We start from the raw sequence: 13542 nt of genomic DNA, 5'->3' as shown, positions 1-13542 counted from the left end.
AATAGTCGGCGTTCACATCATGCACTGGCGGTGCCACGCTCGGCAGGGCATTTGCAGAGCCCACTATGTCCGCTTCCAGACCCATACGGTCGAGACTCGACATTCCGCCGCGCAATCATTCCAGCGGCTGGCGGAAAGGCGAAATGTCCCCCTCTTTGTCTCTCTCTTAAGCGAGATCGCGCACGCTGTCGTGGCACACCGATTGCTGAGAGATTGCGGGCTTGTCATCGCTACTCACGGAGGAACATCCAAATTGATCACAAAGACCAAAACGTTGGGGGCGGTTCCGATTCAAGCTGTGTCACTCCTGCCTTTGTCGAATGATGACACGGCAGGTCGTTCGTCTATGCCGTACGGCATCAGCACGCCCTTGCAGAGGTGCTCCCAGAGGCACAAGCGCAGACTGGACATTAAATCATCTGTTCTCATGCTACTCTCCGCCCGGTCAATGGGCTTGGCGCTGGTTATCCTGCTCTGTCACATCAATTTCAGGTTGAAGGTGTTTCGAATTCTAGGGCTGATGTCAGCCCGAGGCATTGACCTCTCAAGTCGCAGCTCATGTAACTGGCCGCGAAACTCGAAGAGGCCATTCCCGCAAAACCCTAGTGAGCCGCTCAGCTACCACGCCGCGTTCTTCACGGTGAGCGCGTCGGCCTGTTTGCTTGCCATTTTGCTGGAGGAAGTGTGATGGAGGAGAGGACGGCTTCTTCGGCAGACGCTGGGATTAAGGCGCGCACCTCGGAGCTTTGGTTGGGCGCATCGCGCAATGCCATCCGCCGGCTGGTCCGCTGTCTATTCGCCGAGCGTCTCCTCGACCCCGATGCATTAATGTGGGCTCGGGAAAGCAACGAAGCATGGCTCCCCATTTGGCGATCACGCGAGGTCCTGCATTTTACGGATTTGCACCGTGCGCCTGCCGGAACGTTTCAAAATCGAGGTTCAATCGAAGTAATAGACGAGACCGGCGCTCGCTACCGGATCGACAATCCTTCCGATCTCATCGGACAGATCGCGCCCGCTTTGGCACTCACGCCCGCAACGGACGACGTTCAGCGTCTAATCCGTGACGTCGAGGACAGCATGCGTAACGACGCCCTCGCACGTAGTTACCGGGAACACTGGAGCGCAGAGATTCGAGCTAAAATAGCCGAAGCAGGAGCCCGGGATTTCCTAGAGTATCTCCAGAATCTGCCGCCGCACCTGAGCGCAATTGCTCTCGATCAGTGGGGAGCGCTGGAGGGTCATCCCTTCTACCCGACATGGAAGGCCAAATCCGGCCTGCCGCCCCAGGACGTCGCTGCCTTGTCGCCTGAGTTCGGTGCTCGCGTGCGCGTCCGAATAGCCGCGTTACGCAAAGAATGGTGCTATGTGGAGAAGATGCCGCATGTCGGCAGCTATTCAGAATGGTTCTCACAAAACTTCCCGGAGCTCTCGTGCGAATGGGCCGAAAGCTTGAGCAAACGTGGAAAGTCCGCTGAGGACTGGCTGCCCCTGCCTGTCCATATCTGGCACCTAGACAATTGTCTGCGCCGTGAATTCGCGTCCGAGATAAGTTCCGGAGTTTTCGACCCGAACGGCCCGGAGATCGTAACGCTGCCGTCAATGTCGTTCCGCACAATGCTGCCGGACACTCAGGAGCCGAGACCGTTTATCAAATTGCCGGTGGCGATTTGGATGACCAGCGAGCAGCGCATTCTGCAGGCCAAGTCAATTTACATGGGACCGCGTCTCAGCACTTTGATCTCCCAAATTCTATCAAATGAGCGGCGCCTCTCGGACGGGTTGGAGATATTCACAGAAGAACTGGGGGCAATCCTTCACCACCCCGTAACAGGCGACGAGCATCCGGGCCGCTTTCTTTCAGTTGTCTACCGCAACTCCGGTGCATTGACGCGAAATGATGGACTATTACCGGTCACTGTGGCAGCGCTCCTTACGGCGAGCCCGATCGACGGTCGCCCGCTCATTTGCGAATTGATTGCGAGAGACAGCGGTGAAAACGAACCCGTCGTGTCTTCGTTCTTCCGTGCCTATGTGAGGACAGTGATCGGGCCGATACTCACCATGTATCTGCTTTACGGACTAGCCGTTGAGGCGCATCAGCAGAACAGTACAATTCTATTCGACCAAATCGGCCGCCCTAAAAAACTGCTACTTCGTGATTTCGGCGACGCCCGCAGCTTTGTTCCCCTGCTCAAGGAACGAGGGTACGATCTCAAGCCCTTCACTCGGACGGGGATCTTACCAACGGCCTTTGACGACGATATCAGTATCGTGCGCTCATTCGTCATCGACGCGTGCTTCGTCTGCCACCTTCATGAGGTCGCACTGTGCCTCAACGAAATTTATAAACCGTCAGGCACATGCTTTTGGCACATCCTACGGGAAGAAACCGAGGCAGTCTTTGACGCGCTCAGGCCGCGCATGATGTCGGATGCATTCTGGCTCGAAGAACGCAAGGCGTTTCTTGACGATCCCTGGCGGACCCGCTCGGTGCTAAGGATGCATCTGGAGCGCTATCGGGACTTTCGAGTTGAGCACGAGTTACCAAATCCGCTGGCGGGAGTGAAATGATAATGCTCCTGCGGCGTCTCGTGGCTTCGGACCTGCCACATAGCTGCAACCCTCCGCGAACTGCCGTTTCAGGCGTTTGAATTTGGGCTTAACGTCCACTCGAAAGTGGAGTTGGCCATAAGTGTCGGTTCGGAGCGAGCTGAAGAAGTGTTTTCCTCCGTCAGACAGGATCTACGATGCGCAGACTAACCCGCGAGTGGAGATCGCCATACGACCGAGGCCGCGATGGTCGCGGGCTTGAAGCACGCCAGGAGAAATGACGTGGCTAACATCGTAAGAAGGTCAGCAACGATTTCGAGCGCGAGATCATCACCCTGGGGTTGGCAGGCTGTTCGTATCTTCGGCAAAGGCCAACTCTCCAGCGAAAACGGTCCGAGTCGCCGTTTCTATATGGGCCGGAGGAGATCGAGGCTGCCTGGTCGAAGCGCTCGGAGGGAAGGCCCTGACTATCTCTCACTCAAGCTCGATGATCCTTCCTTCATCGCACCGATCTACGCCGACCTGTTCGACGAAGTCGTCGAAGACGCAACCTGTTCTGGTTATGGCCGCGGAAGAACGGTAAGTGGCAGACTTGCGGCCCCGCACGAACTGACCGGGCGGGGTTGTTCGGCCGCAGCCGAGTTGTACTGCGGCCGCTGCATCGGGACTGTCTGTCTATCTCTCAGCAAACCGCCTCACTTGCGCTCATACCCGTGCTCGGAGACCGGCCGAACGAGAAATCCTCGCTTTCGTCTAATCGCGCGGTGAATTTCGGCCATGTGATGGCCTACATCGAAGAAACGCGGTCGCTGCGCCGGCTACTATACGAACAAAAGAGGTGATTGCCTGAAGGGGGGCCAATACTCGGCCCCGACACCAGGCGTCCATTGTCTCTTTGCCTAGACGCTTACCCATTCGGCTGCTCGGAGTTCTGATTGTCGTGCTGTTTGCATTGATCCTTCGTTCGATGTGGCCCTGATGCAGCTTCGATTTGCGTTTACCTCGAATTTTGCTGCTCTTTTTTGGCATGTTGATCGCTGCGCCTCGGTGTTCACGGTTCAAAGAGGGCTCTAGCATTGGACATTGGTGATCGCAGTACATTATGGCCGACGCAGCCACCCTTGCGGAGGATTGTGTGGTACTATCGGTGTGCCCTCATTTATCTCACTTCAGCCGTCGGCCCGCGACCAGCTAGAGCCTCGAGCGGTGTCTTGAGCTCCCCGCAAGCGAGAGGCGCAAAGCTGAGACCATGAAGCACAGAGTCTCGGCGGAAGAGCTAGAGGGAAGAACTGGAACTATGGAAGCACACGTATCGACTACTGCCGTTTCACCGGATAATTGGTCACCCGCGCCCGATGCGAGTCATATCATTAGCGGCATTCATGCGATGCTGCACCCGCGCAATATTGTACTGGTCGGCGCCACCGACAAGCCTGGCAATTATGCCGAGCGCATTTGGAACAATCTCATCAAGTACAAGTATCGAGGCGGGCTCTACCCTGTAAATGCACGGAGAGACGTGGTCTGGGGAGTGACTTGTTACAAGGATTTTGTTTCCCTTCCGGAAAAGCCGGACCATGTGCTTGTGCTGGTGCCGGCCCATTTCGTGGTTCAAGTCGTGCGGGATGCTGCCGCGGCGGGCGCTAGGTCGGCAACGATCGTCACTTCGGGCTTCAGCGAGCTGCAGGACGAGGAGAGTCAGCGGCTTGCCGCCGAACTCAACGTCGCGGTGCGTGAGACAGGAATTGCAATAACAGGCCCAAATTGCCTCGGCAATCTGAGTGCGGGCGAAAAGCTCTTCACCAATCTCGACGATCGGATCGTCACTATGGAGCAGGGGGCGGTCGCAATCGCGGGCCAATCCGGAGCCATCGTGATGATGATTCGCCAGGCGTTGGAGGATCGCGGCGTCGGTGTCGGCTATATGGTCACCACAGGCAATGAGGCCGGGCTAGAGACCCCGGATCTGATGACATATTTCGCCGCCGATCCTTCCGTCCGAGTGATCGTGGTTTACCTCGAGGGCGTGCGAAACGCTCAAGCCTTTCGGAATGCCTGCAAGGCAGCGCGTGCTGCTGGCAAACCTGTTATTGCGTTGAAACTCGGGAGTTCCGAAGGTGGACGCGCCGCCGCCATGGCGCACACCGGGTCGCTGGCGGGCTCCATCGAGTCCTTTGATGCAATATCGACGCGCGAGGGAGTGATCCGAGTGCGTGGACTCGACGAACTCGTGGAAACCACCGAATGTTTCGTTCATGCGCAACTGCCTAAAGGCAACCGCCTCGCTGCGGTGACGCTGTCCGGCGGAAAGCGTGGGCTCTTGATTGACGCATTCCATTCGGTGGGGCTCAATTTTCCTCCACTCAGCGAGAATGCCAGCGAGAAGCTCGCAACGATGCTCGGGCCGGGCTCTATTATCGGCAATCCGCTGGACGCGGGATTTGCAGCGGTCGTGGATCCATCAGTTTACATCAAATCGATCGAAATCATGATCGACGACCCAGATATTGACATCGTCATCATTGACGCCGACTTGCCGAAGATGCCGCATGAATTGCGCGAACGCAATTTGCGCATCGTCAACGGCATGGCGGGCGGTGCGACGAAGCCCGTAATCTACATCAGCCCGGTGTCCATGGGCTTTACCGAACATACAACCGCCTTGCGCAAGACATTGCCTAATATCGCTGTCATGCAAGGTATGGACCGCGCGGTCGGCGCAATCAAGGCGCTGATCGATTATGCCGCACTCGAAAAGGACGTGCCGGATATTGTTTCCTCTTCCAACCCCCAGGCCCGGGCGCTCCTGGAAAAGACCTTGAATGGTGCCAGCGGCGCCGCGCTCGACGAGATCGCCTCCAAAAAGCTGCTCAAGGCTTATGGCATCCCGATCTCGAAGGAGGCAATAGCCCGGACGGCCGACGAGGCTGCAAGCGTCGCCAAGAAGATCGGCTTTCCTGTCGTGGCAAAAGTGGTCAGCGCGGACATTCTGCACAAATCGGATATCGGCGGCGTGGTGCTCAATCTCAATAGCACAGCCGACGTAAAAAGGGCATTCAACGACATCGCCGCCCGTGTCAAGAAATCAAAGGGGAAGCCGCACCTCGAAGGCATTTTGATCGCGCAGCAGGTCAAGGCCGACCTCGAGCTCGTGATAGGCGCGTCCCTTGATGCCGAGATGGGGCCGGTGGTGCTATTCGGTACGGGGGGCGTCGATATCGAGTTGATGAACGACGTAGCGCTCGCTGGCGCGCCGATCGATGCCACCGAGGCCGCAAAGCTGATCCATCGCACCAAGGCCGGCGTGAAGATAAGGGGCTACCGCGGCCGGCCGGCCCTGAACGAAGGCTCTGTGATCAGTGCGTTAGTTGGACTTTCCAATTTGATCGCCGATGCTGATGGTCGCATCGCCTCGATCGACGTCAATCCATTTCTACTCACTGCCAGAAGCGGGGTCGCGGTGGACGCGCTCGTAGTCTTGCGGAATGCTGCAAGCAAGCGCGATGGCGAATCGTAAGAGTTGCATGAGTCGGCTCGATCATTTCCGTGGAAGCACTACTGACCAGGAACAGGGCATTCTCTGCTTCGGACGATGCGGGCCATCGAATTCGAACACAATGGCGCCGCGAGTATACGAACGGGGCTTGAGGCGCGAACGGACGTGTTCCGCCTCAGAAGAGTCATAGGAGAAAACCTTCCTATTGGTCCTGCCGCTTTCTGGCGTCAATTTAACCCTTACCTCACGCGTGTGCTCGCCGGGCCCTTGTCGGCGCCGATGCTGGCGATATCGGCATTAAAACGAGCGGCCCGGCACCGGCGACGACGAGCGCGCGCCTTCGGACTTCTTCACCGACCCGATCCTCGGGGTCAAGGAGAAAAACAACATTCTATCTCTGCGCAAACCGCAATAAGAAGTCGGTTACCGTCAACATGGCCAAGCCCGGTGGGCGGGAGATCATCTGTCAGCTTACCCAAGACGTAGAGGTCTTCATGGAGAACTACGAGGTTGGGGATCTCAAGCGTTTCGGCTCGACTAGTATTACCGAGGGGCCAATGGCGGGGCAGGGCAGCACATCGATGTCTTCCTGCTCGACGCCGCGATGACCTCGCTCAACCACGATCTCCAAATTATTCGTGAATGGCAATAGCCCGCCCAGCCGGCGGACTTGGGGCAATGGTGCGTTGGCAGTCGGTGTGTTTCGCTGCGCGGAGGATGAGATGATGCTGATGGTCGGCAATGACGGTCAGTTTGCCCGGGCATGCGCCGCTCTCGAGGCACCTGAACTCGCTACCAATCCGAAACCCCTCAAGAACGAGGATCGCGTCACCCACGCGTCGGGCGGAGCCGCGCGGTAGGTAGCCTAGGCTACCGTGCGGCCATTCGGATTAATGTCGCCAGTTTTCTCGATTCGACGCTTCATGTCCGTAAGGCTCGCATCAATACTCCGCATCATTGACGGGCCGTTGCGGGTGCTCACATCCGGGTCACCTTTGCGCCCCTGATATCGCCGATGGCTGGGTCGCCGCCAGCACAGCGGACGATTGTCGTGGTGAAATCCTTCAAAAAGATCGCTCGGACGCTGAATTCGAACTTCGACACAGGGCTCGTTGCAGTAGTCAAAATCGACATATTGCTACTCTTCAAGCATAACGCTGTTTCATGAGCTGATTGTTCTGGGACTTGCACTGATAGTGAGACACGGTCAAACCGATCTCAATTCGGCGAACCCGGCATACATTGGAGCCACGAAATGGCCAGCCATGTGTGCCGAGTCCCATGGGCACGTATGCGGAGTAGCGCTTCTGAAATGGCACTTTGCCATTCGTTGATCTTTCTTCGCATTTCAATGCGAAAGGTGAACAATTTCGTCCTTGCCTCGCTGTCTCCCCAACATTCGACCGACTGCGGCCTGATCTGGCCGCGGTCGAGCTCCAGCGCACAGAATTATTCATGAAACAGGCAAGTCGGTTGGCGACGTCTACCTCATCGAAGCTGGCGATCTCTCGGGTTGTGAGCTCAAAGACAGAGCCGTCCGTAGTGGTCCGTCGTTTTGGCTCTCAGTATTTCGGTTTCGCTGAGAACGACCGTTGCTTTGCAGCGCGCTCTTGTACTATTTAATGCCCGGTGTGGCGTTGCGCATCTCGGCGCACGAGCTTCGAGCGGCAATGATCGACGCGCCAGAGACTAGAGAACAAATGCTGCCGTACGTTGACGTACTTCCAGCAGGCGCAATGGTATTTTTGGGCGCATAACACGGTCTTAATCAACGCTTGGCGAGGCTGGCTGGCGCCGCGCCCTAGCTTGCCACAAGGCCAAACTGAAGAATCTGACTTCCGGCAGAAAGAGTGAAGTCATGGCAATGCCAAAAGGGCCTCAGGCGTTCCCGCGTTCTGATATCTGCGCAGAATATCCGCACTAAAGGCGAAATGGAGCGCCGCGATGTACATGTGCTGGTCGTCACAGATCCGGCCAACATCACCACCTATCTTTCCGGCTAACCTCCAAATCTGCTCATGTGCCGCAAGGCCTCATCGTTTCCATGAAAGACAAAGAGCCGAGCTTCTTTACACGGCAAATGGACGCACCGGCGGCGATGCATGAGATGCTCATCGATAGAAGCCGTGTCGTCGGCTACTCGGATGCCCTTGTCGCCAACCTAACAAGGACGGCTATTATGCTGGGATTGACCTCCCCTGTGACAATGGTCTTTCCAACAGGCAATCGGGATCGAGATGAAATTCATCACGGCTCAAGCAATCGAAAAATCCAAGGCGAGAATACCGGTAACTAGAATCGTAGATTTCATCAATGCGGTCGCCTGGATCCGGGGGATTAAGTTGGATCTCGAGATAGCCGCGATGCTGGAGTCCGCCGGCATTGCGGATGCGGGATGCTGCGGGCGAAAGAGGTCATCCGTCCAGGGGCTACGGAGGCTGATGCGGCCGCAGAGATCATTGCGATTTTGGTGGACGGTGCAAACGGTAAGCCGGGTAAGGATCTGTCAGCGTTTTTTCGTCTGTGCGTCGCGGCGTTCGGCCACAGCTAATATCCGGTGGACCGAAGATGTTCCGGCAGGGCTCCCAGATCAACCTTTGATTCGTCAGCATGCGTCACGGCCATATCTCAGCCTGATGCGGACGTCTCGATCGGCAAACCTTCGGACCACCTACGTCGAGTTCACGAAGGGGAAGTCGCCAGTTTGGGAGCCGCGCTCGCGGCCGTCAACCCCGGAGTGACCCGTGACACCGCGTTGGTAGGCCCATGAGTCCAGATCGCGCGAACACGAAAACTCGCTGCCTTGATCCAGCGTTGCCGGGAATCCCACTTCCTTGGGAGGCCCTTTCCAGCATCGCCACGATGTCGTGCCGCGGGAGGTGAACTGTGGCTGCAGCACCGGTGAGAAGCGGGAGAAGATATCGATGATCGTGAGCACCCGGAGCTAGCCGCCGGTCGCCAGCTGGTCATGGACAAAGTCCATCGCCCAGATCTCGTTGACCCGCGTCGCTGGCCGGCTGTCATCGCGCGGCTTGGCCTTGACCCGTTGCTTTGGCGTTTTGTTTCGCAATTGCAGGCCCAGTTCGCGATATGCGGATTCCGATCGATGTCGCCCAACATTCCGATGATCTCGTCGACCATTCCGATTTGAAGTCGCCCACCACTCCAGGATGATGTCGCCCGGGTGACGAGGCCTCTTCTGGCTCCCATAGCTCAACCCTTTCGGCTTTACGAAGGTAATTCTGGATGCGACGGAGAGGCTACCGATGCGCCGTGTGCGCGATGTGATCAGGATGAAGGCGGCCGGGCTGCCGAGCCGCGAGATTGCGCGACGGGCGCGGCGCCCTCGACGGTGCGGTTGGCGATCCGGCGGTTCGAGCCATGCTCGTACTTGCGCGCTTTCTGCTCAAAGCTCGGTTCGTGGTTCATAGCAGTACACCGCTCGTTCCGTGACTACCGCGTGCTTGCAGCGCAGCTCCTCGACGTCTCCATGCGTCCACGCTTTCGGCACCACCAAACACCAAGAGTACCTATCCAACTTTGTAGGTCCGTTGTTGTCAGTTTTCAGGTACGCAAGTGGACCAATTTGGGAGATGGCGCTCTATATAATGAATACGTTCCACCCAGCTGAATGCACTGCGCGACAGCAGTCGAAACAAGGTCGTATTTGCTCGCTCCCAAGTTCGTTTTGTCGAAAGGAAGAGGTGGATGCCCTGCTAAGCCGAAGCTGTCGGAGCTCGAGCAGGTCTGACGGTGGGGCCCCAATCGGCAATTTCGTCCAGATCTTCCAGCGTCTTCGAAGCGTGCGTTGCAAATTGTCTTTCCTGTTGCACTAGGAGAATGAGGTATGCGAGCGAATGATGAAATGAAGCTCGGACTATATCTGGCCCGGACTGGATATCATGAAGGCGCATGGCGCGATCCGCGTACACCAGTAAATGGCGGACTTGATCTTGAACATGCTGCTGATATCGCGGCGCTGGCGGAGGCTGCCGCCTTTCACTTCGTATTTCTCGCTGATCACCAAGCCGTAGTAGATGATCGTGAAAGCATGAAACGCGTAGGCCGTAACGATGGTCTAGAGCCAATCACGTTGTTGTCGGCGCTTTCATCGCGAACGCAACAGATCGGTCTAGTAGCAACAGCGACTACAACTTACTACCAACCTTATCATGTTGCGCGGCTGTTCGCATCACTGGATCACCTATCGCATGGACGCGCGGCCTGGAATATTGTGACATCGGCAACGGATTCTGAAGCGCACAATTTTGGAGAGCGCGTACTTCCAGATCACGACACGCGTTACACCCGAGCGAGGGAATTCGTACATGTCGCCAAAGGTCTTTGGGATAGTTGGGAGGATGACGCGTTCGTCCGCGACAAGAAGACTGGTATTTACGTCGATACTACGAAGCTGCATGTACTTAATCACCGCGGAGACTATTTCTCGGTGAGAGGACCCCTTAATATTGCAAGGCCTCCGCAAGGCTACCCGGTCCTGGTCCAGGCGGGTGCGTCTACTGCCGGAAGTGCCTTCGCTGCAGAAGTCGCCGATGTCGTGTTTACCTCCGAACCGTCTCTGGAAAATGGTAAAAAATACTACGGAACTCTCAAACAGAAGGCGCGGGCACTTGGACGAGCTGACAGCGAACTGCTGGTCATGCCGGGCATTGTTCCGATAGTGGGGAAAACCACTCAAGAAGCCTACGACAAGCTTCAAAGACTGCAGTCGTATACGCACTTTGACGTTCTAATCGGGGCAGCAGATCTTTGGCTTGGGTCTGTTACCGATCTCCGTTCGGTAGATCTCGACTCATTCGTTCCCGCGGCGTTGCCGCAAACGAATTCTATCCAGAGCCGTCAGAAAGTGCTAGTCGAACTAGCCGTGCGTCAGAAACTGACCTGGCGGCAACTGATCCGATTGGTGTCGGATTGCAGAGGCCATCTCATGGTTGTCGGAACGCCGGTCGAAATTGCCGACGTGATGGTTGAAACCTTCGATCAACATGCTGCTGATGGCTTCAATGTTTTGCCGCCAACGGTTCCGGAAGGTCTCAAGGATTTTATTGAGCTCGTCGTTCCCGAATTACGCCGGCGCGGAAAATTTAGATCCAAATACTCCGGGCAGACTCTAAGGGAGAATCTTGGTCTCGAGCGGCCGCCTAATCAGTTCGCGCTAGTGAAACGCAGGTAGCCTTAAGCGGTGACCTGCCACTGAACTTTCATCCGGCAGTTAGAGAGCTCATCGTCTGCTATCGCCGATTGCGAAATATGCGCAAGCCCATCCGGGTCCGTTGATGGAGAACGGCCTCGATGGCTACCCGCCTCTCCCTCGCCTTTGCGTTGTTGGTCAGTGTGCTGAACGTTCTGCAAAAGCTGAGAGGCTGGAGCGGTCATGGTAGGTCCGGTGATTGCGAAGACATCACCACCACCGGCGCGAGATCTTTTGCGCCGTCGAAAGGCTGGTTCTTATAGATGTATTTGTTGATCACGTGCGGCCCGGGAATGCCGATTACCAAGGTATAGCCATCCGGATTGGACTTCGCCACGAAATCCGCGCCGGTGCTACCGTCGGCGCCGGGCTTGTTTTCGACGATGAACTGCTGACCGTATTCCTCCGATAGCTTTTGCGCCATCAGCTGGCCCTGAATGTCAGTGGTACTACCAGCGGCGAAGGCACGACAACTTTCACAACTTGGGTCGGCCATTGGGGCTGGGCCGACCCCCGTCCGGCCAACGGCAGCGATAGTGCGGTAACACCCGCGGCAAGTACGCCGCGACGGCTCGGATCGAACATAGACGTCGCTTTTGGGCGGCTACCGTAACGCATTGTTCTTCTCCTGAACGTATCGCGCGTGCTTAAACTGCTGATCAGGTCCCAGCGAGATGCATCTCAGTCGCAGCATGTCGAAAGCAAAGCTCTTCGCCTCCTCAGAAAGAGGGCGCTATCGCCCAAAGTTGGTGACGGCGGGAATCGGGAAGGCGGCATATCGTGGGCGTGCTTGACGCCTCCACTTCTCCACCGAAGGAGCGATATGCCGTGTCCAACGATAACGTCATCGAGCTGATTCAGCCGGGAATCGTCGACGATCAACTCACAGAAGTCTTGCGCAACGGGGCACGTGCCCTTCTCGCCAAGGCGGTCAAGGCCGAGGGACGGCCACCAGCGCGTCGTCCGCCATGGCCACCTGCCGGAGCGCGAGGTGATGACCGGTATCGGTCCGGTCGCCGTCCGCCAGCCGCGTGTACGCGATCGCGAGGCCGCCGCTGCCGATCCTGGCCGCATCCGGTTCGCGCCGTCGAATCCTGCCGTCCTACATGCGCCGCTCGAACTCGATCGAGACGCTGCTGCCGGTCCGTTATCTGAAGGGGATTTCGACCGGCGACTTTTCCGAGGCGCTGGCGGCGCTGCTTGGCAAGCATGCTGCCGGGTTGTCGGCCTCCGCGATCGGCCGCCTGAAGGACGGCTGGCTCGACGAGCATGCCGCGTGGCAGAAGCGCGATCTCTCGGGCAAGCGCTACGTCAACATCTGGGCTGATGGCATCCATCTGGAGGCGCGGCTCGAAAACGAAAGGCAATGCATCCTCGTGCTGATCGGCGCAACGCCGGAAGGCCGCAAGGAACTGGTCGGCTTCATCGAAGCTGCCCGGGAGAGCGCGCACGATTGGCGCGATCTGCTGCTCGATCTGAAGCGGCGCGGGCTCGACATGGCCCCGCAGCTCGTCATCGCCGATGGCGCACTCGGGTTCTGGAAGGCGGCCGGTGAGGTCTGGCCGAAAACGCGCGAGCAGCGCTGCTGGGTGCACAAGACCGCGAACGTGCTCGCCAAGCTGCCGAAGAGCCCGTACCCGAGAGCCAAACGCGCGTTGCAGGAGATCTGGATGGCCGAAAGACCAAGGCCACCGCCGAGCTGGCGTTCGACGCCTTCATCGAGAGCTACGCGCTGAAATACGAGAAGGCCGCCGACTGCCTGCGCAAGGATCGAGACACGCTGCTGGCTTTCTACGACTTCCCGGCCGAGCATTGGAAACACCTGCGCACGACCAACCCCATCGAAAGCACCTTCGCCACCGTGCGCCACCGCACTATCCGATCGACGGGCTGCCTATCCAACAAGACCGCGCTCGCGATGGTCTTCAAACTGGTCGAGGGCGCCCAGAAAAACTGGCGTCGTCTCGATGGTTTGCCAAAACTCATTCTCGGTGTGACATTCAACAAGGGGATCGAGGTTATCGCCAGCGACCGACCGTCAGCCCAAAACCGCCGCCGCCTGACCGGCCCGGCCGTCACCAAAATTTGGCGATAGCTCCCTCAGAGCGGTCAAATCCGCCAGCGAAAGCGTCGCGAGCGGCATCATCAACCTCGACGGAGAGCGCGGTCCTGTGCGAGTGTTGCCACCTGGCATGACCTGACAGGCGGACGCATAGTGCTTAGCGCTATAGGGATTGTGCGCCGCATAGGCACGTACGACCTCGCGCACCGCCTCGCGCAG

The 13542-nt window shown here is 57.6% G+C and carries 10 protein-coding genes and 2 pseudogenes; 9 read left to right on the top strand and 3 right to left on the bottom strand.

Annotated features, from left to right (window positions below):
- Nucleotides 1-687 precede the first annotated feature (687 nt).
- The 7 genes from RX329_RS36610 to RX329_RS36585 all read left to right on the top strand — a co-directional run bounded on the left by RX329_RS36610 (nt 688) and on the right by RX329_RS36585 (nt 8600).
- On the top strand, nt 688-2574 hold the full coding sequence (locus tag RX329_RS36610; RefSeq protein ID WP_317245169.1) for an IucA/IucC family protein: 1887 nt from the start codon (nt 688-690) through the stop codon (nt 2572-2574).
- Nucleotides 2575-2799: 225 nt separating this feature from the next.
- A complete protein-coding gene (locus tag RX329_RS36605; RefSeq protein WP_317245167.1) occupies nt 2800-3321 on the top strand; it encodes a DUF736 family protein in 522 nt (173 codons plus the stop codon).
- A gap of 529 nt (nt 3322-3850) precedes the next feature.
- The gene (locus RX329_RS36600; RefSeq protein ID WP_317245166.1) at nt 3851-6070 is read left to right on the top strand and encodes an acetate--CoA ligase family protein; all 2220 of its coding nucleotides are present in this window, start codon (nt 3851-3853) and stop codon (nt 6068-6070) included.
- A 269-nt stretch (nt 6071-6339) separates the two neighbouring features.
- Nucleotides 6340-6657, top strand: a complete 318-nt coding sequence (locus RX329_RS42175) for a CoA transferase (RefSeq protein ID WP_410706542.1) — start codon at nt 6340-6342, stop codon at nt 6655-6657.
- Nucleotides 6658-6771: 114 nt separating this feature from the next.
- Nucleotides 6772-6909 (top strand): hypothetical protein, encoded by a 138-nt coding sequence (locus RX329_RS42170; RefSeq protein ID WP_410706173.1) that lies wholly within the window; start codon nt 6772-6774, stop codon nt 6907-6909.
- 1184 nt (nt 6910-8093) lie between these two features.
- The gene (locus tag RX329_RS36590) at nt 8094-8345 is read left to right on the top strand and encodes a hypothetical protein (RefSeq protein WP_317245165.1); all 252 of its coding nucleotides are present in this window, start codon (nt 8094-8096) and stop codon (nt 8343-8345) included.
- 99 nt (nt 8346-8444) lie between these two features.
- Entirely contained in the window at nt 8445-8600 is a 156-nt protein-coding gene (locus tag RX329_RS36585; protein WP_317245164.1) for a hypothetical protein, read from the top strand.
- Between the two features lie 326 nt (nt 8601-8926).
- Here RX329_RS36585 and RX329_RS42165 read toward each other — a convergent pair.
- Nucleotides 8927-9143: pseudogene (locus RX329_RS42165) on the bottom strand (IS3 family transposase); the annotation flags it as partial.
- Between the two features lie 194 nt (nt 9144-9337).
- Nucleotides 9338-9478 carry a hypothetical protein gene (locus RX329_RS36575; RefSeq protein WP_317245163.1) on the bottom strand — a complete coding sequence of 47 codons (141 nt, stop codon included), beginning with the start codon at nt 9476-9478 and terminating at the stop codon, nt 9338-9340.
- Between the two features lie 418 nt (nt 9479-9896).
- On the opposite strand from RX329_RS36575, the gene RX329_RS36570 reads away from it, so the two are divergent.
- Nucleotides 9897-11243, top strand: a complete 1347-nt coding sequence (locus tag RX329_RS36570; protein ID WP_317245162.1) for an LLM class flavin-dependent oxidoreductase — start codon at nt 9897-9899, stop codon at nt 11241-11243.
- A 199-nt stretch (nt 11244-11442) separates the two neighbouring features.
- On the opposite strand, the gene RX329_RS36565 is transcribed toward RX329_RS36570, so the two are convergent.
- Nucleotides 11443-11685 (bottom strand): Bug family tripartite tricarboxylate transporter substrate binding protein, encoded by a 243-nt coding sequence (locus RX329_RS36565; protein ID WP_317245161.1) that lies wholly within the window; start codon nt 11683-11685, stop codon nt 11443-11445.
- Nucleotides 11686-12089: 404 nt separating this feature from the next.
- On the opposite strand from RX329_RS36565, the pseudogene RX329_RS36560 reads away from it, so the two are divergent.
- Nucleotides 12090-13324 (top strand): annotated as a pseudogene (locus RX329_RS36560) (IS256 family transposase).
- Nucleotides 13325-13542: the final 218 nt, after the last annotated feature.

Origin of the sequence: Bradyrhizobium sp. BWC-3-1 (genome assembly GCF_032917965.1) — a bacterium.
Classification (GTDB): Bacteria; Pseudomonadota; Alphaproteobacteria; order Rhizobiales; family Xanthobacteraceae; genus Bradyrhizobium; species Bradyrhizobium canariense_D.
Note: the sequence above shows the minus strand (reverse complement) of the source record. Positions and strands in the feature narration are given on the sequence as shown.

Coding starts and splice junctions, on each gene's coding strand:
- RX329_RS36600 (WP_317245166.1), top strand. CDS start 3,851: ATGGAAGCACACGTATCGACTACTGCCGTTTCACCGGATAATTGGTCA.
- RX329_RS36575 (WP_317245163.1), bottom strand. CDS start 9,478: ATGAACCACGAACCGAGCTTTGAGCAGAAAGCGCGCAAGTACGAGCAT.
- RX329_RS36585 (WP_317245164.1), top strand. CDS start 8,445: ATGCTGCGGGCGAAAGAGGTCATCCGTCCAGGGGCTACGGAGGCTGAT.
- RX329_RS42170 (WP_410706173.1), top strand. CDS start 6,772: ATGATGCTGATGGTCGGCAATGACGGTCAGTTTGCCCGGGCATGCGCC.
- RX329_RS36590 (WP_317245165.1), top strand. CDS start 8,094: ATGAAAGACAAAGAGCCGAGCTTCTTTACACGGCAAATGGACGCACCG.
- RX329_RS36610 (WP_317245169.1), top strand. CDS start 688: ATGGAGGAGAGGACGGCTTCTTCGGCAGACGCTGGGATTAAGGCGCGC.
- RX329_RS36570 (WP_317245162.1), top strand. CDS start 9,897: ATGCGAGCGAATGATGAAATGAAGCTCGGACTATATCTGGCCCGGACT.
- RX329_RS36605 (WP_317245167.1), top strand. CDS start 2,800: ATGGTCGCGGGCTTGAAGCACGCCAGGAGAAATGACGTGGCTAACATC.
- RX329_RS36565 (WP_317245161.1), bottom strand. CDS start 11,685: ATGGCGCAAAAGCTATCGGAGGAATACGGTCAGCAGTTCATCGTCGAA.